This window comes from Streptococcus sp. 27098_8_91, from assembly GCF_041432385.1.
GTDB lineage: Bacteria > Bacillota > Bacilli > Lactobacillales > Streptococcaceae > Streptococcus.
This window is the reverse complement of record NZ_JAPVZN010000007.1, coordinates 67,956-88,003: the sequence shown is the minus strand read 5'-3', so window position 1 is coordinate 88,003 and position 20,048 is coordinate 67,956. Positions and strand designations below refer to the sequence as shown.

The 20,048-nt window shown below is 39.2% G+C and carries 16 protein-coding genes and 1 tRNA gene; 13 read left to right on the top strand and 4 right to left on the bottom strand.

What is annotated here, in order from left to right; translation table 11 throughout:
- The first annotated feature begins 70 nt into the window (after nucleotides 1-70).
- On the top strand, nucleotides 71-4,465 hold the full coding sequence (locus O3611_RS07410) for a PolC-type DNA polymerase III (protein WP_371608236.1): 4,395 nt from the start codon (nucleotides 71-73) through the stop codon (nucleotides 4,463-4,465).
- Between the two features lie 289 nt (nucleotides 4,466-4,754).
- Nucleotides 4,755-5,618: a helix-turn-helix domain-containing protein gene (locus O3611_RS07405; RefSeq protein ID WP_000600261.1), complete on the top strand. Its 864-nt coding sequence runs from the start codon at nucleotides 4,755-4,757 to the stop codon at nucleotides 5,616-5,618.
- Between the two features lie 9 nt (nucleotides 5,619-5,627).
- Here the strand turns inward: O3611_RS07405 and O3611_RS07400 are convergent, their stop codons facing one another.
- Nucleotides 5,628-7,211 (bottom strand): ATP-binding cassette domain-containing protein, encoded by a 1,584-nt coding sequence (locus O3611_RS07400; protein ID WP_371608235.1) that lies wholly within the window; start codon nucleotides 7,209-7,211, stop codon nucleotides 5,628-5,630.
- Nucleotides 7,212-7,402: 191 nt separating this feature from the next.
- Here O3611_RS07400 and O3611_RS07395 point away from each other — a divergent pair, with 191 nt between their 5' ends.
- From O3611_RS07395 to O3611_RS07350, 10 genes are all read left to right on the top strand, one after another.
- On the top strand, nucleotides 7,403-7,666 hold the full coding sequence (locus O3611_RS07395) for a type II toxin-antitoxin system RelB/DinJ family antitoxin (RefSeq protein ID WP_371608234.1): 264 nt from the start codon (nucleotides 7,403-7,405) through the stop codon (nucleotides 7,664-7,666).
- A complete protein-coding gene (locus O3611_RS07390) occupies nucleotides 7,659-7,937 on the top strand; it encodes a type II toxin-antitoxin system YafQ family toxin (RefSeq protein ID WP_322741471.1) in 279 nt (92 codons plus the stop codon). Before O3611_RS07395 ends, O3611_RS07390 begins: the two co-directional genes overlap by 8 nt.
- 20 nt (nucleotides 7,938-7,957) lie before the next feature.
- Nucleotides 7,958-8,110: a hypothetical protein gene (locus tag O3611_RS07385; protein ID WP_247935615.1), complete on the top strand. Its 153-nt coding sequence runs from the start codon at nucleotides 7,958-7,960 to the stop codon at nucleotides 8,108-8,110.
- A 23-nt stretch (nucleotides 8,111-8,133) separates the two neighbouring features.
- Nucleotides 8,134-9,375 carry an aminopeptidase gene (locus tag O3611_RS07380; RefSeq protein WP_371608233.1) on the top strand — a complete coding sequence of 414 codons (1,242 nt, stop codon included), beginning with the start codon at nucleotides 8,134-8,136 and terminating at the stop codon, nucleotides 9,373-9,375.
- 9 nt (nucleotides 9,376-9,384) lie between these two features.
- A complete protein-coding gene (locus tag O3611_RS07375) occupies nucleotides 9,385-9,615 on the top strand; it encodes a GlsB/YeaQ/YmgE family stress response membrane protein (protein WP_045763100.1) in 231 nt (76 codons plus the stop codon).
- Between the two features lie 327 nt (nucleotides 9,616-9,942).
- Nucleotides 9,943-10,851 carry a LysR family transcriptional regulator gene (locus O3611_RS07370; RefSeq protein ID WP_075229761.1) on the top strand — a complete coding sequence of 303 codons (909 nt, stop codon included), beginning with the start codon at nucleotides 9,943-9,945 and terminating at the stop codon, nucleotides 10,849-10,851.
- Nucleotides 10,852-10,890: 39 nt separating this feature from the next.
- Entirely contained in the window at nucleotides 10,891-11,919 is a 1,029-nt protein-coding gene (gene queA / locus O3611_RS07365; RefSeq protein WP_371608232.1) for a tRNA preQ1(34) S-adenosylmethionine ribosyltransferase-isomerase QueA, read from the top strand.
- A gap of 178 nt (nucleotides 11,920-12,097) precedes the next feature.
- Nucleotides 12,098-12,655, top strand: coding sequence for an ABC transporter substrate-binding protein (locus O3611_RS07360; protein WP_311522845.1), 558 nt, complete (start codon nucleotides 12,098-12,100; stop codon nucleotides 12,653-12,655).
- 553 nt (nucleotides 12,656-13,208) lie between these two features.
- Entirely contained in the window at nucleotides 13,209-14,498 is a 1,290-nt protein-coding gene (locus tag O3611_RS07355) for a DUF308 domain-containing protein (protein ID WP_371608231.1), read from the top strand.
- Between the two features lie 9 nt (nucleotides 14,499-14,507).
- Complete coding sequence (locus O3611_RS07350; protein ID WP_371608230.1) at nucleotides 14,508-15,596, top strand: AI-2E family transporter; 1,089 nt, start codon at nucleotides 14,508-14,510, stop codon at nucleotides 15,594-15,596.
- Nucleotides 15,597-15,736: 140 nt separating this feature from the next.
- Here the strand turns inward: O3611_RS07350 and O3611_RS07345 are convergent.
- From O3611_RS07345 to O3611_RS07335, 3 genes are all read right to left on the bottom strand, one after another.
- Nucleotides 15,737-15,809 (bottom strand) — tRNA-Lys (locus O3611_RS07345).
- Nucleotides 15,810-15,871: 62 nt separating this feature from the next.
- Nucleotides 15,872-16,387: a DUF308 domain-containing protein gene (locus O3611_RS07340; protein WP_000672744.1), complete on the bottom strand. Its 516-nt coding sequence runs from the start codon at nucleotides 16,385-16,387 to the stop codon at nucleotides 15,872-15,874.
- A 531-nt stretch (nucleotides 16,388-16,918) separates the two neighbouring features.
- Nucleotides 16,919-19,540 carry an SEC10/PgrA surface exclusion domain-containing protein gene (locus O3611_RS07335; protein ID WP_371608229.1) on the bottom strand — a complete coding sequence of 874 codons (2,622 nt, stop codon included), beginning with the start codon at nucleotides 19,538-19,540 and terminating at the stop codon, nucleotides 16,919-16,921.
- Nucleotides 19,541-19,683: 143 nt separating this feature from the next.
- Here O3611_RS07335 and O3611_RS07330 point away from each other — a divergent pair, with 143 nt between their 5' ends.
- Nucleotides 19,684-20,019 (top strand): helix-turn-helix domain-containing protein, encoded by a 336-nt coding sequence (locus tag O3611_RS07330; RefSeq protein ID WP_049530007.1) that lies wholly within the window; start codon nucleotides 19,684-19,686, stop codon nucleotides 20,017-20,019.
- The last annotated feature ends 29 nt before the right edge of the window (nucleotides 20,020-20,048 follow it).

Sequence of the window (20,048 nt, the reverse complement as noted above, 5' to 3'; positions counted from 1 at the left end):
TGTTTGGTAGAAATAGGTAAAAGTGCCTCAAATATGGTAAAATAGAAGGAGTATATTGTGAGGAAAATGGATGTCAACCACTTTTGAAATTTTAATGAATCAGTTGGGAATACCCGCTGAAATGAGAAATCATGAGGCCTTCTCTCAGGCTGAAATAGAACAAGTTATTGTTCATAAAAGAAGCAAAGTTTGGGAGTTTCGTTTTGTTTTTGAAAATATCTTGCCTTTTGAACTTTTTCTAGAGTTGAAAAGGGGCTTGAAAGAAGAATTCTCAAAAACTGGAAATCAGGCTAGTTTTGAGATAAAAACGAGAAATCAGGAATTTTCTAGAGAACTTTTACAAGCCTACTATCGAGAGGCTTTTTCGGATGGTCCTTGCGCTAGTCAAGGTTTTCGTTCTATATATCAGAATTTTCAGGTTCGCTTTGAAAATGACCAGTTAATCATTGAAGCTTCTGAAGCAGCAGATACTGAGCATTTTAGAAAAAATCATCTTCCAAATCTTAGCAAACAGCTGGAATTTTTTGGTTTTCCTAAACTTTCTTGCATCTTAGAAAAAAATGAAGATCTCACAAGGGAAGAACAAGAAGCCTTTCAGACGGAAAATCAAATGATTATTCAAGTAGCCAATGAAGAAACTCTTCGAGCTATGGAACAGTTAGAACAGATGGCCCCGCCTCCTCCAGTTGAGGACAAACCTGTATTTGATTTTCAAGCCAAAAAGGCAGCTGCAAAGCCAAAACTTGATAAGGCAGAGATTACTCCTATGATCGAGGTCAATACCGAAGAAAATAGATTGGTTTTTGAAGGAGTTGTCTTTGATGTTGAGCATAAGGTGACTAGAACAGGTCGTGTCTTGATTAACTTCAAGATGACGGACTATACTTCCAGTTTCTCTATGCAAAAATGGGTCAAGAATGAAGAAGAAGCGCAGAAGTTTGACATGATCAAGAAAAACTCTTGGCTCCGTGTTCGTGGGAATGTTGAGGTCAATAATTTCACGCGTGATTTGACCATGAATGTGCAAGATGTCCAGGAAGTCGTCCACTATGAACGGAAAGACTTGATGCCAGAGGGAGAACGTCGGGTTGAGTTCCATGCACATACCAATATGTCGACCATGGATGCTCTACCTGAAGTTGAAGAACTCGTTGCGAAAGCAGCCAAATGGGGACACAAGGCAGTGGCAATCACAGACCACGGGAATGTTCAATCCTTCCCTCATGGTTATAAGGCAGCCAAGAAAGCTGGTATTCAGCTCATTTATGGAATGGAAGCAAATATCGTTGAGGATCGTGTTCCTATCGTCTATAACGAAGTGGAGATGGATCTTTCTGAAGCTACCTATGTAGTCTTTGACGTGGAAACGACTGGTCTATCTGCTATCTATAATGACTTGATTCAGGTGGCGGCTTCCAAGATGTATAAGGGCAATATCGTAGCTGAATTTGATGAATTTATCAATCCTGGTCACCCCTTATCAGCCTTTACTACTGAATTGACAGGAATTACGGATGAGCATGTGAAAAATGCCAAACCCTTGGTTCAAGTTCTGAAAGAATTCCAAGAGTTTTGTAAGGATACCGTTCTTGTAGCCCACAATGCAACCTTTGACGTTGGCTTTATGAATGCCAACTACGAGCGTCACGGTCTGCCAAAAATCACTCAACCCGTCATCGATACGCTAGAATTCGCAAGAAATCTCTATCCTGAGTATAAACGTCATGGTCTAGGACCTTTGACTAAACGTTTTGGTGTTGCTCTAGAACACCACCACATGGCCAACTACGATGCGGAAGCAACTGGCCGTTTGCTCTTTATTTTTATCAAGGAAGTGGCAGAAAAACACGGTGTGACAGATTTGGCACGATTAAACCTTGATTTAATCAGTCCAGATTCTTATAAAAAAGCTCGAGTCAAGCATGCGACCATCTATGTGAAAAATCAGGTGGGCTTGAAAAATATCTTTAAGCTGGTTTCTCTGTCAAATACCCAGTATTTTGAAGGAGTTCCACGGATTCCACGTACAGTACTAGATGCCCATCGAGAAGGTTTAATCTTGGGTTCTGCTTGTACAGAAGGGGAAGTCTTTGATGCAGTCGTATCACAAGGTGTAGATGCGGCAGTCGAAGTTGCTAAATACTATGACTTTATCGAGGTGATGCCTCCTGCTATCTATGCACCTCTGATTGCCAAAGAGCAGGTCAAGGACATGGAAGAGCTCCAAACCATTATCAAGAGCTTGATAGAGGTTGGAGAACGTCTAGACAAGCCAGTTCTTGCGACAGGAAATGTCCACTATCTCGAACCTGAGGATGAAATTTATCGAGAAATCATCGTCCGCAGTCTAGGTCAGGGAGCCATGATTAACCGAACGATTGGTCACGGAGAAGCTGCCCAACCAGCTCCGCTACCGAAAGCGCATTTTAGAACGACTAATGAAATGTTGGATGAGTTTGCCTTTCTAGGGGAAGACTTGGCTCGTAAAATTGTCATTGAAAACACCAATTCTTTAGCAGAAATCTTTGAGCCTGTTGAGGTCGTTAAAGGTGACTTGTATACACCTTTCATTGACCAAGCCGAAGAAACAGTTGCTGAATTAACCTATAAAAAAGCCTTTGAAATCTATGGAAACCCACTCCCAGATATCGTTGATTTGCGGATTGAAAAAGAATTGACTTCTATCCTAGGGAATGGTTTCGCCGTGATTTATCTGGCTTCACAGATGCTAGTGCACCGTTCCAACGAACGGGGTTACTTGGTTGGTTCCCGTGGGTCTGTTGGATCCAGTTTCGTCGCGACCATGATTGGGATTACAGAGGTCAATCCTCTCTCTCCTCACTATGTCTGTGGTCAGTGTCAGTACAGTGAGTTTATCACGGATGGTTCCTACGGTTCAGGTTTTGATATGCCAAATAAAGACTGTCCAAACTGTGGCCACAAACTCAGCAAGAATGGACAGGATATTCCTTTCGAGACCTTCCTTGGTTTTGATGGGGACAAGGTTCCCGATATTGACTTGAACTTCTCGGGAGAAGATCAGCCTAGTGCTCACTTGGATGTTCGTGATATCTTTGGGGAAGAATATGCTTTCCGTGCAGGAACGGTTGGAACGGTGGCTGCTAAGACCGCCTATGGATTTGTTAAGGGTTACGAGCGTGACTATGGCAAGTTTTACCGTGAGGCTGAAGTAGAGCGCCTAGCCCAAGGAGCTGCCGGTGTCAAACGGACGACCGGTCAGCACCCAGGGGGAATCGTAGTTATTCCTAACTATATGGATGTCTATGACTTTACGCCTGTCCAGTATCCAGCGGATGACATGACGGCTGAATGGCAAACGACTCACTTTAACTTCCATGATATCGACGAGAACGTCCTCAAACTCGATGTACTGGGACATGATGATCCGACTATGATTCGAAAACTGCAGGACTTGTCTGGTATTGATCCCAATGAAATTCCTATGGATGATGAAGGCGTTATGGCTCTCTTTTCTGGGACTGATGTGCTTGGGGTAACACCTGAACAAATTGGAACGCCTACGGGGATGTTGGGGATTCCAGAGTTTGGAACCAACTTTGTCCGAGGGATGGTAGATGAAACGCATCCGACGACTTTTGCAGAATTGCTTCAGTTGTCAGGGTTGTCTCACGGAACCGACGTTTGGCTTGGCAATGCCCAGGATTTAATCAAGCAAGGAATTGCGGACCTGTCGACCGTTATCGGTTGTCGGGACGACATCATGGTTTACCTCATGCATGCTGGCCTTGAGCCTAAGATGGCCTTTACCATTATGGAACGGGTACGTAAGGGCTTGTGGCTCAAGATTTCCGAAGAGGAACGCAATGGTTATATTGAAGCCATGAAGGCTAATAAGGTGCCAGAGTGGTATATCGAATCCTGTGGGAAAATTAAGTACATGTTCCCTAAAGCCCATGCGGCAGCTTACGTTATGATGGCCTTGCGTGTGGCCTACTTCAAGGTTCACCATCCTATTTATTATTACTGTGCTTACTTCTCAATCCGCGCTAAGGCTTTTGATATCAAGACTATGGGTGCAGGCTTGGATGCTATCAAGCGCAGAATGGAAGAAATCTCTGAAAAACGGAAGAACAATGAAGCCTCTAATGTGGAGATTGACCTCTATACAACTCTTGAGATTGTTAATGAAATGTGGGAACGTGGTTTCAAGTTTGGAAAACTCGATCTCTATCGTAGTCAGGCGACAGAGTTCCTCATCGATGGGGATACCCTCATTCCGCCATTTGTAGCAATGGATGGTCTGGGAGAGAATGTTGCCAAGCAGTTAGTGCGAGCGCGTGAAGAGGGAGAATTCCTCTCTAAAACAGAATTGCGCAAGCGTGGTGGACTCTCATCAACCTTGGTTGAAAAGATGGATGAAATGGGCATTCTCGGCAATATGCCAGAGGACAACCAGTTGAGTCTGTTTGATGATTTGTTTTGATTTAAAGTCAACTTGTTCAAATAAGCCGACTAAGTTTCATCTAATTAGGACTTAACAGTAAAACCAGTAGAGATGATTTTTTATGATTTTCATTTCTACTGGTTTTTAGATATGATAGAATATAAGTAAGTTTTTATCCAAAGACTAAAACTTTAGGAAGCTATATATTGAAATTATCAAAAATGATTGCTATAAATTACTAATAATGATACTCTCAAACAAGAGTAAGCTTAATGGAAGTAGTGTTTGCTATACCTTAATAACTTTTCGATATGGAATGGAGATAAGTATGATTTTAGGTGAAACTTATAGGAAAATAAGAGAAGAAAAGGGGATTTCTATTTCTTCATTAGCAGGTGCTGAAATTTCAAAATCTCAAATATCTAGATTTGAATTAGGAGAAACAGAGATTTCTGTCTTTAAGTTATTGTATCTTCTTGAAAGAATAGGAGTAACACTAGAAGAATTTCTGCTTATCTGTAATCATTATCAACCTTCGGATTTTAATACCTTAATAGCTTCTGTTAAACAGGCCGCATATAATGAAGATGCTCAAGCATTACTAGATATGGTAGAGAAAGAAATAGAACTTTTTCATGAGACAAATTCTCATTACCATAAATTAAATGCTATTTTCATCGAAAGTATTGTTTCGGGAATGGATAAGAATCATCAATTGAGTCGTCAAGACGCCTCTTATCTTACAAACTATTTATTTTCCGTTGAAAACTGGGGTTATTACGAAACGCTCATCCTTGGAAATTGCTGTCGTGTTCTATCTCCAGATTTATTATTTAGATATGCCAAAGAGGCGCTCAAAAAAGGGAAGTTGTATAGTCCTATACCTAGAAATAGACAATCTCTCATTCAACTACTTCTCAATTCTTTGATTATAATGATTGAGAACGACTTATATGAGGAATCTTTATTTTTAAAACAGGCTACGAAGAATATATTAGCGGATTCCACAGATTTTTTTGAACAAACTATTTTGCTATATTTAGATGGATATTTGGAACTGAAATTCTATCATAATCAAAAATCACTTTTAAAAATCGAAGAAGCTTTAAAAATTTTCGAACTCTTCAATAAAACAATCTACAAAAATTACAAACAATACTTTGAGAAACACATCATTCATTTAGTAGACTAGGCCATTTATCTATAAGGTAATAACGTGATCAAACTCTTCCAATATTTTTGGACTTTGATCATGAGTAATGACAATAACAATTGCATCTCTAATGGATAGAATGTAGTCCATCATTGCTTTGGCTTTTATTGGATCAAGGTTGCTTGTAGGTTCATCAAATATATATACAGAATATGTTTTGACTAAAAACCTAGCTAAATCAATTCGTTGTTTTTCCCCTTCTGAAATAGTTTGATTTGATTGAGATAGATTCTTATTAAGAAATTCCTCATTAAAGCCTAAGGCTTTTCTTAATTTTTCAGTTAAATGAAGGTTTCTAGCCAATTTGATATTCTCTAGAATATTGCCTTCAATCAGAAAGTCATTTTTTTGCACAAACGCAATATCTTTATATAACTCCTCTGAGGGAATATCAATATTCTGTTTTCCGTTGATTTTTATTTCTCCATCATAAAGATTTTTTGGATAATAATTTAGTATTAATTTTACTAAAGTTGTTTTCCCAGTTCCTGAAGCACCGATAATCGCATAGCGCTTGCCTTTTTTAAATTCATAGGAAAAATGATCAAATAATATTCTATTTTCAATTTCATAATATAATTGGCTAATAGAAATGGTCGAAATATTATCACAATTAATTGTAGTTGTTTTATGAAAAATTTCATGATTCGTCTCATATAGATTTTCTTGGATATTATCAATAATGGACTTACAACTGTTGATTAAATTTTTATTGTAAAGAATAGATTGTAAAGGAGCAAAGACACCGTTTAATAATTGAATACTTGCTACGAGTAATCCAATAGTCAGTAAGTTATTTCTTACAAAAAAGATACCAGCAACCATACAGGATAGTTGAGAGCAAAAACTTAGTAAGGTTCCAGTAGTTGAAGCTATGTCTTTTAAAAATTGATAAGTTTTTCTGGACTCTTCAAATTCTAAACTGATTCCCTGAATTTTTTCTTGAATCCAGCTTTGAACATTTAATAACTTAATTTGTTCAAAACCATCAATAAAGTTTGTCATTTTTGATAAATAGTGATTATTTTGTAGGGAATAATTATTAGTTGCTTTAGTCATTAACTTTCCAGGAATTTGAGATAGAAAAATCGTTATACTAGACAATAAAAGAAAGACTAATGCTAATCGCCATTCTATATAAATAATAGCAACCACACTCATGATAAGGCTCCCTAAATTTGCGATTAGAGAGATTCTAGGAATCAATAAATTTTCTTGAATAAGGTCACTGTTTTTGGTGATATTATTTAAGAAATCTGAATGGTTACGGTTGTCAATTTGCTTAAATTCACGCGATAAATAATGTAATAAGAGACGCCTTTTTAGATCTAAAATAACTTTTTTTACATATTGGTTTTTAAGATAGGAATAGGAAGAAGAAATCAAGAACCACAGTAAAATCGAACTTACACAAATAGTGATATGAAAGAGTAATCCACTATTTGAATTAGATATACTATCAAGTATTCTTCCTAATTGCAGAGAGAAGAGTGTCATTAAAAGAGCACTTGTCAGACTTAATAAAATAAGCAAGAAATATAGTAATTTATATTGTTTCGTAATCTGGTTCATATTTTTCACCTCTTAATCTATGATAGCAACATTATATTCTAAAACTAAAACTCAGGCTGAGATCTCCCATATTTGGGACATTAATTTTATTTCTTTACTATATTTTAGCTTATAGCTATCCATTGTATATCCAATGAGTTTACATTAGCCGTCTTTTTTGTTAAAATAATAAATAGAAAGAAGGTGAGAATATGCCAAAGACGAGTATGAGCATCCGTCTGGATAGTGAGATTAAGGAGCAGGCCCAACAGGTTTTTAATCATTTAGGAATGGATATGACAACAGCTATCAATATTTTCCTTCGTCAGGCAATTCAATATCAGGGTTTGCCTTTTGCTGTTAGGCTTGATGAGAATCGGAAATTGCTCCAAGTACTAACGGATTTAGACCAAAATCGTAATATAAGTCAGTCTTTTGAATCAGTCTCAGACTTGATGGAGGACTTGCGTGCTTAAGATTCGTTACCATAAACAGTTTAAAAAAGATTTTAAGTTGGCTATGAAGCGTGGGTTGAAGGCAGAATTATTAGAAGAAGTATTGAATTTTTTAGTTCAAGAAAAAGAACTTCCTGCTAGATACCGCGATCATCAATTGACGACCTCCAAACATTTTAAAGGGGTTCGTGAGTGTCATATCCAATCAGATTGGCTTTTGGTCTATAAAATAGACAAGTCGGAATTGATTTTAAACTTGCTGAGGACAGGAAGTCATAGTGATTTATTTTAATGAATTTTAAGGGGGTTCTCATGAAACTAAGAATTTTTGCGGAAGACAAGCCAGCTGAGAAGGTATTTGAATATCAATTGGAACTTGCTGATCAGACAATTCTTTTGTCTACAGCACTCTTGTCAGGTGCTATTGCACTAGCAGGGCTACTCTCTGCTTTACATAAAAACTAAAAAATATAGAAAAGAGAAATAACATGGTTTTACCAAATTTTAAAGAAAATCTAGAAAAATACGCTAAGCTTTTGGTTGCAAATGGAGTGAACGTGCAACCTGGTCACACTTTGGCTCTCTCAATCGATGTGGAGCAACGTGAGTTGGCTCACTTGATCGTTAAAGAAGCCTATGCACTTGGAGCGCACGAAGTTATCGTTCAATGGGCAGATGACTTTGTAAACCGTGAGAAATTCCTTCACGCGCCGATGGAGCGTTTGGACAATGTACCAGAATACAAGATCGCTGAGATGAACTACCTTCTTGAAAACAAAGCAAGTCGTCTCGGTGTTCGTTCTTCTGATCCAGGTGCCTTGAACGGAGTAGATGCTGAAAAGCTCTCAGCTTCTGCTAAAGCTATGGGAATTGCCATGAAGCCAATGCGTATCGCAACTCAATCCAACAAGGTTAGCTGGACGGTTGCTGCTGCAGCTGGACTCGAGTGGGCCAAGAAGGTCTTTCCAAATGCTGCAAGCGACGAAGAAGCAGTGGATCTCCTTTGGGACCAAATCTTCAAGACTTGCCGTATCTACGAAGAAGATCCAGTTAAGGCTTGGGAAGAACATGCAGCTATCCTCAAGAGCAAGGCGGAAATGCTGAATAAAGAGCAATTCTCAGCCCTTCACTACACTGCTCCTGGAACTGACTTGACACTTGGCTTGCCTAAGAACCATGTCTGGGAATCTGCCGGAGCGATCAATGCTCAAGGCGAAGGTTTCTTGCCAAATATGCCAACAGAAGAAGTCTTTACAGCCCCTGACTTCCGTCGTGCAGATGGTTATGTAACGTCTACAAAACCTCTTAGCTACAATGGAAATATCATCGAAGGCATCAAGGTGACCTTTGAAAATGGTCAAATCGTTGATATTACAGCTGAAAAGGGTGACCAGGTTATGAAGGACCTCGTCTTTAAGAATGCTGGTGCGCGTGCCTTGGGTGAATGTGCTTTGGTACCAGATCCAAGCCCAATTTCTCAGTCAGGTATTACCTTCTTTAACACCCTTTTTGATGAAAATGCTTCTAACCACTTGGCTATTGGTGCAGCTTACGCAACTAGCGTTGTTGGTGGAGCTGAGATGAGCGAAGAAGAGCTGGAAGCTGCAGGTCTTAATCGTTCAGATGTTCACGTTGACTTTATGATTGGTTCTAACAAAATGGATATCGATGGTATCCGTGAGGATGGAACACGCGTACCACTCTTCCGCAATGGAGATTGGGCAATTTAAGGAGAATCTATGCTTGGAAGTATGTTTGTCGGTCTTTTAATCGGACTACTAGCAGGAGCTATCACCAATCGTGGCGAACGTATGGGATGCTTCGGGAAAATGTTTCTCGGCTGGATTGGTGCCTTTCTAGGACAGTTACTCTTTGGTTCTTGGGGACCAAGCCTAAGCGGTACAGCCATTATCCCATCAGTTCTCGGTGCCATGATTTTGCTAGCCATCTTCTGGGAAAGAGGAAGCTAAGTTTCGCTTTAGAAGGCAGATTAACTTTAAAGAATAAGAGAGAGGCTGGGACAAAAGTCCTAGCCTCTCAATTGTCTTTGGATTGTCGATCAAGACGCAGTGGTTGAGTGGCCTCTACTACGCTGATTTCATCAGCTTTTACAGCCCTACTCAACTGTGCGGAGGTGGGACGACGAAATCGAATTCTAACGAATTACCGATTTCTGTCCCACTCTCTCTTTTTAGGTCGCTCTATAAAGTCCTTTAAAAGCACTCATCTAAGCTTAGCAACAGAGCTTTCAGTGACTGGTTCTTTTTATATTGCCTCAAGTATGGTACAATAAAAGCATGAGAATTCAACAATTACACTATATTATCAAAATTGTAGAGACTGGTTCGATGAATGAAGCTGCCAAGCAACTCTTCATTACGCAACCTAGTCTGTCAAATGCAGTTCGTGACCTAGAAAATGAGATGGGGATTGAGATTTTTATCCGAAATCCTAAGGGAATCACCCTCACGCGTGATGGAATGGAGTTTCTATCTTATGCTCGTCAGGTTGTTGAGCAAACTCAACTTCTAGAAGAACGTTATAAAAACCCTATCGCTCATCGCGAGCTTTTTAGTGTGTCTTCGCAACACTATGCTTTTGTGGTCAATGCCTTTGTTTCCTTGCTCAAGAAGAGCGATATGGAAAAGTATGAGCTTTTTTTGCGTGAAACCAGAACCTGGGAGATTATCGACGACGTCAAGAACTTCCGCAGTGAAGTAGGAGTCCTCTTTTTAAATAGCTATAACCGAGATGTTCTTTCGAAGATGTTGGATGACAATCATCTAGTGGCCCATCCTCTCTTTACAGCGCAGCCCCATATCTTTGTCAGCAAGTCTAACCCACTTGCCAAAAAAGATAAGGTGCAGTTGGCAGACCTAGAAGACTTCCCTTACTTGAGCTATGACCAAGGAACCCATAATTCCTTCTACTTCTCAGAAGAGATTTTGTCACAAGAACACCACAAGAAATCTATCGTGGTTAGTGACCGTGCGACCTTGTTCAATCTCTTGATTGGTTTGGACGGCTATACCATCGCGACAGGTATCCTTAATAGTAATCTTAATGGAGACAATATTGTTTCTATTCCTCTAGATATTGATGATCCGATTGAGCTAGTTTATATCCAGCATGAAAAGACTAGCTTGTCTAAGATGGGTGAACGCTTCATCGAGTATTTGCTTGAAGAAGTTCGTTTTGATAGCTAATCGTAAGTACATTAGAAAAGAAAAGGAAATATGACTACAATGAATACAAATGATTTTGATTTTCACTTGCCTGAGGAGTTGATTGCACAAACACCTCTGGAAAAGCGCGATGCCTCTAAGCTCTTGATGGTCAATCGCCAGACTGGAGAATTTCAAGATCGCCATTTTCACTCCATTATTGAAATGCTAGAGCCAGGTGATGCCCTGGTGATGAATGATACCCGTGTATTACCAGCTCGACTTCATGGCCAAAAGGAAGAAACAGGTGGTCACGTTGAGCTCTTGCTCTTGAAAAATATAGCAGGAGACGAATGGGAAGTGTTGGCAAAACCTGCTAAACGTCTCAAGGTCGGCGCCCGTGTTGTCTTTGGTGATGGTCGACTAAGCGCAGTTGTGACCGAGGAATTAACTCATGGTGGCCGTATTGTCCGTTTTGAGTATGAAGGAATTTTCCTAGAAGTACTTGAAAGTCTTGGAGAAATGCCCTTGCCTCCTTATATCCATGAAAAGTTGGATGACCGTGAACGTTACCAGACAGTCTATGCTAAGGAGAGTGGCTCAGCTGCGGCGCCGACTGCAGGCCTGCATTTTACAAAGGAATTACTGGAAGAAATCCAGCAAAAAGGGGTTCACCTAGTCTACTTGACCTTGCACGTTGGGCTTGGGACCTTTAGACCTGTTTCAGTAGATAATTTGGATGAACATGAGATGCACTCAGAGTTTTACCAATTGTCTGAGGAAGCTGCAGCGACCTTGCGACAGGTCAAGGAAAATGGTGGCCGTGTCATTGCTGTGGGGACAACCTCTATCCGTACACTAGAGACTATCGGAAGCAAGTTTGACGGCCAAATCCAGGCCGATTCTGGCTGGACCAATATCTTTATCAAGCCTGGCTATGATTGGAAAGTGGTGGATGCTTTTTCTACTAATTTCCACTTGCCTAAATCAACATTGGTTATGCTCGTTTCTGCCTTTGCAGGCCGTGAATTGGTCCTCGAAGCCTATCAGCATGCTATCGATGAAAAATACCGTTTCTTTAGCTTTGGTGATGCCATGTTTATCTATTAAAAATAGAAGGGCTAATTCCTACTTGGATTAGCCTTTTTTGATGTCAATAGCTATTGAATTATATGGAAATAAATGATACACTGAAAACTACAGCTTAGCCTTCAAAAATATATGTAATTTCAGGCTAGGCATTTTAGATACAGATGAAACTGTATCATCATTTTAAAAGGAGATTATCATGAAAAAAACATTGCGCTACACCAGTCTTTCAGCTCTTGCCTTGTTGGCTGCTGTGACACTTGCTGCTTGTGGAGGAAATGCTGAAAAAACTACAGCATCTTCAAGCAAAGAGGCCTCATCCTCTAAAGTAACTAAGGAGTCATCAAGTAAAAAAGAAGCTAGTCAAAAAGAGGAGCAGAAGTCTGAGACGAGCCCATCAAGTTCCGCAAGCACTCAAACGGATAAGAAGGAAGAAAAGAAAAAATCGCCAGAAGCTTACGCAAAATTCCTTGGAACGTGGGAAAACTATGCTGGAACAACTGCTACAGTCACTGCTGATGGGATCGTGACCATTCAAAGTTCAAAAGGAACCTTCCAGTATGAAATGGGCCAAGTAGAGGAAAAAGATGGCTACTACTCAACAGGAATCCATCTTGTCGATGGTGGAGAAGGTGCACGCCTGATCTTTACCCCAGCAGGCGTAGCAAATGAATTGACTGGTACGGATGGCAGCCAAGACGTCTTGGCAATCGGCCAATCACCAAGCGACAAAGATAGTCATTTTTACCGTAATTAAGAATGAAAAAAGAAAAAGTGAGCCAAATCGACGGCTCGCTTTTTGAGTGGTGAAAAGTATGGATGAGATTGATTTGACAAGTAAAAAACCTTTAAGTAGCCGGTTGACCAAAAGTAGAACAGATACGAAAAAAAGCCTTGATTTCAAGGCTTTTTTCTGTTGATTAGATGCCCCTGCATAATTTTTGAAGAGTTTTCATGTTGAAAATAATCAAAACTATTGAAATAAGTAAAAAGTTGAATTATAGTGAGTATTGTGTCATAATAGGTAATATATAAATAATTAATGGAATGGATATAATTCTTTCCTACCTTTACAAGAAGGATTGGTTGCACCTTTTTTATCTAGCAATTATGGTTAGCTTTCAAGTTTAGCTAGTTTTTAAAAGCTCTGATTTCGACTCAATAAAACAAATTTCAGAAGTGCAAAAGACAAGATGGTGACATTGCTACAGTCAGTCGCCATGTCTTGCTGGCACAGGCTGTTTGTGCCGTCAGCTATTTACCAGTCAATTTGATCAAAGGGCTTAATTATTATTTTTGAAAGGTCTTTTATGGAAAAAATTCTTTCTTTAGGTCTGACAGGTAAGAAATTACTTGCTCAGGGGTTCTTGTTTGTTCTGCTAGGTCTCATCTTGATGGTCACGGGGACTTGGTTGCCAGTAAAGGTTATTCGACTGGTTCTGTTTTTAGCTTGGATAGCAACGGTCTTAGATTTAGTATTACGTATTTTCAAAAAAAGTCAGTCAACGGACACCTTGGGAGTTGCACTGGTTAAATTGTTAGTGCTGGGATATTTGCTTGGCTCCAATCTTGCGACGGATGTGCCGATTTATATTTTGGCTCTTGTGATTGGAGTTTATCAGATTTTTCATGCTAGTATTAACCTTGTCACCTATGTTCTCTACCGCAAAAACAAAATTCGACCTCGTTTTCGTCTCTTACTAGATGGACTCGTACTAGTTTTTCTTGGTGGGACTAGTCTTTTGTCCTCTACAGGAAATTCTGTCTTTCAACTCTTTGTATTAGGGGCTTATTTTTTCCTTTATGGTCTGTCCAATATCCGTGATGGTTTCTTGTTTGAGGAGGAAATTGGGAAAAACCATCTCAAACGTCGTGTAAGAATGAGCTTACCTATTGTCCTAGCCGCTCTCATCCCTGCAAGTACTTTAGCAAAAATCAACAAATTCATGCAGGAAAATGCTGATGAGAGAGAGGATATCCATCTTGGAATGGTGAAGTCTGGTAAGACAGCGGAGCTTGAAATTTTTGTTCATACAGCTGAGACCTCTCTGTTTTCGGCAATTGGTCATGTGGATATCTGCTATCAAGGCCGTGTTATTTCTTATGGCAACTATGATCCGTCTTCTGAGACCTTATTTGGCATGGTAGGAGATGGTGTCTTATATTTCTGTGATCGTGACAAGTACATTGACCTATGTAAACGTGAGAGTCAAAAAACGCTTTTTGGTTATGGGATAGATTTGACGCCTGAAATGGAAAAAGCAGTTCAGAAAAAGTTGGCTGAATTGAAACAACTGACGATTCCATGGGAGCCAAGTGCAGATAAAATCATGACAGGTGATGGTAAGGAAGACTACACCTACGCTTATAAAATCAGACATGAGACAGATGGGGAACTTTATAAATTTATCAAATCTAAGTTTAAATCCTACTTTGTCTTATCTACAAACTGTGTGCTCTTGGCTGATACCATAGTCGGTCAGGCTGGCACCGATATCCTCTCACCCAAAGGATTTATCGCTCCAGGAACTTACCAAGCCTACCTTAATCGAGAGTTTGAAAAACCAAATAGTATAGTCGTATCTAAACATGTTTATTAAGGAGAATTTATGAACTTAGTTAAAAAATATACTCCGTTAATCCTTTTTATAGGGCTGGTTGCTCTTGTAATTCTGAATGCATCGAGCTTTATATCAGGAGCAATCTCTCTCTTTGATGTAATATCAACCTTGATTTATGGTGCTGTTATTGCTTTTGTGCTTAATGTTCCTATGAAAAAAATTGAACAGTACTTAGTTAAATTGAAGGTAAAGGCAGAGTTGCGTCGTCCGATTGCCATGGTACTTGTTTTCCTAGCTCTTATCTTAATCGTGATTGCTCTTTTGGTTTTGGTGCTGCCAACCCTAGCCCAGACTATTAGTCAGCTGGGAACAGTCCTTTCAACAGTCCTTACTCAACTTGGGAAATTTCTAGGCAGCTCGGAATTTGTAACCAAAGACATGTTGTCAACTATCGTATCAGGCATACAGGGACAATCTAGTTCTATTAGCCAAGCTTTGATAGGTTTTTTATCAGGTCTGACTAGTAATATCGGCAATATTTTTTCAAGTTTGATGAATGCCTTTTTGATTATAGTCTTCACCTTTTCATTTTTATCCAGTAAGGAACATTTGGCAGCGATGACGAGTCGACTTCTAAAAGTTTTTCTTCCAGAGAAGGTGGTGATAAAGTTGACTTACATTGGACAAGTAGCACTAGAGACTTATGACCAATTTTTGATGAGTCAGCTGATTGAAGCAGTTATCATAGGAGTTATGATAGCGGTTGGTTACAGCATGTTTGGGATACCCTATGGAGTAATGACAGGTATCTTTGCAGGAGTGCTATCGTTCATTCCTTATGTAGGGCCTATGATTGCTTGTGTTGTGGGAGCGATTTTTATCTTCACAGTGAGTCCTACTCAAGCCTTACTTTCTCTTCTTCTATATCAAGTTATACAGCTGATTGAAGGAAACCTTATTTATCCAAAAGTTGTAGGTCAGTCTATTGGTTTACCAGCTATTTTCACGCTTGCGGCTGCTAGTATTGGAGGGAATCTTTTCGGACTACTTGGAATAATATTCTTTACCCCCGTATTTGCTGTTATCTATCGACTGGTTAAAGAATTTGTCGTTGCAAAGGAAAATCAGGTAGATTGAGAAAGACTGAATTTAATAAGATATACTAAGAAGAGAGTGAAAGATTCTCTTCTCTTTTATTTTTAAATACTTTTCTACAAAAAGCTATTAGACGTTAAAAAAAGCCTTGGTTTCAAGGCTTATTTCTGTTGATTTAGATGTGCCCCCTGCAGGGCTCGAACCTGCGCCCCATAGCTTAAGAGTCTACTGCTCTACCAACTGAGCTAAGGAGGCAACAGAAAAAGCTGAGAATGTAACTTCCCAGCTATTTTAATATGCCCAAAATGGCAGCTAGATTATTTACGAAAGGCATCAAGGATATAGGTGAAACCAACAATTAAAAATGCAAAGGCAACGACATAAACGACAAAGACACTTGTAGCTACTGGATTGAACAAAATCACTAGACCTAGTAAAAATGCAAGCAACGCTATCCACATGATATGGTTGCCAATAATAGGGAAAATCAATCCCAGACGATTGCCTTTAAAGAAAACTATAATGGCTTCTACAATTAACCAAATTCCTAAAATAGTTGGAATGACAACTGGCAGCGTCACAAAGCCATAGGCAACGAGGTAAAGAGCTAAGAGAAGATTAACAATCCCTTGGAAAAGATGAGCTGGTGAGCGAAGCTCTTTTGGTACAGAGAAATAGCCTAAAATAGCTGCTATAGAAGAAACCAGTAAACCAAATGCAATCCACCAGCTGTAAGCAACAAGATTAGCTACTGGGTTTGTAAATAGGAAAAGTCCTAAAAGGACAAAAACAACTCCTGCAAGGAATAGCGATAAACGATTAGAAAATTTCATTTCAATACCCCCTATATAGTATAGTTTGATAATAAAAATATTATACACCTTTTTAGAGGAAATATCAATAAACAAAATGGAAAATTTGGAAGTTTCAGTCTGATTTATGAAAAGAAAATCAGTTTTTATTATTTTGAAAATAAAAAGAGAAGATAAAATTTGTCTTCTCTACATGAAAATATTGTATGGCATCAAAGCAAAAGTAACTGGCTTTACACTATTTGTAAAGATGTAATTTGATTCAAAAAGAAAAGATAGATTTAAAATGTGGGACAAATGATGGGGTAAATCAGTTATAGACAAGCAAAAAAAGCCTTGATTTACAAGGCTTTTTCCTGTTGTATTTAGATGCCCCCTACAGTCGATTTAGAGTTAAAATAAGTAAAAATGAGTAACAAAAATATTGATAAATCAAGGTTTTGCCACTCTCTAAATCGTATGTTAAAATAAAAGGTAGAACAAAAGTAGAACAGATTATTATTTTTCTTCTTTATCACAAAATCTCCCTACGCTAGTAAGGAGATTTATTTTTTATTGTGATTTTTTGCGTTTACGGTATACAAGACCGATAGAAGATAAAGCTGTGATAATCGCAAGAGTAGCAGTATTAGTACGCTTTTCTCCTGTATTTGGAAGTTGCTTCTTAGATTCTGCTTGTACATTTGTATTTTTTGCAGGAGCTTGATATGTTTTATCGTCTTTAGTTCCCACTGTGGCTACATTAACAACCTTGTTCTGAGCCTTAGCATCCACAACATCAACTACTTTACCGTCAGCGTTAGTAATTTCTTTTGGTTGACCACCTGCGTTACGGATTTCTTCTGCTCTGTCTTTCAAAGCCTGCAAACGTTGTTGTTCAGCAAGGTATGCGTCATGGTCGGCTTTAAGTTGCTTGAAGTTCTCATATCTACGAGCCTTAGATTCTGCGATACTCTCAAGTCGAGCCAACTCTTCCTTAGCAGTCTCCAACTCAGCACGGAGTACACCAAGTTTAGCTTTAGCGTCAGTAAACTCTTTGTCCAAAACCTTAAGGACTTTATCACGCTCAGTAAGAGCGAGTTCGAGTACTGTATGAGTATCAGTAGCCTCTTTAGATGCTTCACGTTTACGAGCAAGGTCTTGACCAGCTGACTTACGAGCCAAGACTGCTACATCATGAGCCTTAGTAAGGACTTCCAATTCACCTTTGGCAGTTTCAAGAGATTGGTCAGCAGTAGATTGTTCAGCCTTAGCAGTCTCAAGAGCTGACTTAGCATCAGCAAGCGCCTTAGCCTTATCAGTAGCATTTGATTTAGCTAGAGCAAGTGATTCCTTAGCAGTTTGCAAAGCTTTAGTGTCCTGTGCTAGTTTGTCTTTAGCATCAGCAAGAGCCTTTTCAAGCGCTGGAACATCAATCTTGTTACCTAGCAAATCAGATAGATGAGTACGGGCATTAGCAAGAGCTGTTTCAGCGTTGGTGTAATCAGTTTGGGCTGACTTGACTACTGATTTAGCTTCTTGAGAGGCTTTGAGTGCGTTGTCATAAGTTGATTGAGCCAAGTCTAGTTTTTCTTGGAGTTTGGCAACTTTTTCGGCTGTGCTTGGGGCAGATACTACTGTCTTGTCAAAAGTTGAGCCATCTGAGATTACATTGTCTGAAGTACCCAAGTAGTGAATTTTTGTTACATCACCTTCGATATAATGAGTGCTTACACCTACATATTGGATAGATGACATAAATGGCTCTGGTTGATAACGAACCAACTGTTTTGCGTGCCCCCAACTAGCATGAGAGTCCCAGTAAAGCATAGAGTATACGTCGTTGTAGATAGCTTCCTTGATTTCTGCAACCGTAGTAAGTTTGTGAATATCATTACCAATAAGTTCTGAAAGAAGAACTTTGTTTTCTTCCCCTACACGATCAAGATTTTCTACATCGTGGTAATCAATCTCTTTAGATGTTCTAGCAACTTCGTGAGCAATTTTAATTGCACCCTTAGTTACTTTTACAGGATCTGTACCAAACTGTTGACGGATCTGGTTAATAAGGTCGGCTGCGAATAGAGATAACTCCTCCTCGACTGCCGAGTCAAGATTGTTTATGTCAACTTTAGTGTTTTGGTCTTTCTTAGTAGAGTTAAATGGTAAGTCAAAACGGTAAATCTCACCATCTTTAGTTAGAGTTACTTTACCTGCCTTTTGCAACTCCTTAATACCTTGTTCTTTCAATTTTTGAGAAAGTGCTTCTGGTTTGCCAGTAGTTAGGTACTCTTTAAGGAGTGACATATACTCTTGGCTTAGAGTGATAGTGTTGACTGCAACATCAGTGTTAGCAAGCTCTTCTTTGGCACGGTCAAGGTCGGCTTGGGCTGTAGTGACTACCTCATCTTTGTTAGATTGGTCAGCTTTAGCGTTGGCAAGGGCTGTAGTAGCTTGAGATAAAGTGGCTTCAGCACTAGATACCCCAGTTTGAGCGTCTTTGATAGCTTGGACTTTGTCGGTTTGAGCTTTTTTACCGTTATCAAGGTTAGCCTGAGCAGTCTCTACGGCTTGAGTATCATCTTTGACTTTGTTAGTAAGCGTAGCTACCTCTTTTTCAAGGGGAGCAACATCTGTAGTAGATGAAAGAGAATCTACTTTTTTCTGAGCGTCAGCTACCTTGTTAGCAGTATCAGTGGCAGTTTTCTCAGCATTAGATACTACCTTAGTTTGGTCAGCAACCTTTTCAGCAGTGTAAGATACAGACTTATCAGCGTCAGCTACAGTCTTTTCAGCTGTAGCAAGCTCACTTGCTTTTTTGTCAGCGTCAGACTTAGCCTCAGCTACCTTTTCAGGTGTAACAGACTTAGCCTCTTCTACTTTCTTAGTAGTATCAGCGATAGACTTTTCAGCATTAGCAATCGTTGCTTCAGTAGTTGAAACAACTTCTTTCTGCTTAGCTACATCCTGATTAGCTTTATCTGAGTCAGCCTTAGCCTTATCAACATCAGCTTGGCTAGGAACTTTAGGGACTACCTCGTCCTTAGCAACTACTTTAGTTGCAAGTTCATTAACTGCTACTTCGACCTCACTAGCAGATACCCCAGTAGATACCCCAAAAGCTGTAAGTGCTAAAGTAGAAACGACTGCGCCTGTGCGTAATTTCTTTCCGTGGCCTTGTGTCTTTGATTCCATCGTATAAACTCCTTTTGATAGTTTTATAGTCCTATTTTATCACACATTGTAGTATTTTAAAACTATATAACTGTTTTTTCTCTTTTTAAGTAGTTTTTAAAGGACACAAATTTCAGTATGATAGGATTTAAAGAGGTACTGAGATGACAAAAACGAACCTACAATCCTATATCAGCAAGCGAATCCGCCTATTGAGGTTACAAAAAAATATCACCCAACAGCAACTAGAGGAGCTGGCGGACTTACCGTTAAAATATACTTATAAATTAGAAAACCTTGAACCAAATATCAAAATCAAGACCCTTGAAAAAATCATGGATGCTCTGGATACAAATATAGAAAGTTTTTTTGACATTTCTCTGACAGAAAGTAATCCGCTGATAAATCAATTATTGTTTAAGCTGGAAAAATTAGCACCTAGTAAGCAAGAGAGGGTCACAAAACTTTTGATTGATTTCCTAGATGAGATAGAAAAATAAGCCGAGTCACATATAGCATGACTTGGCTT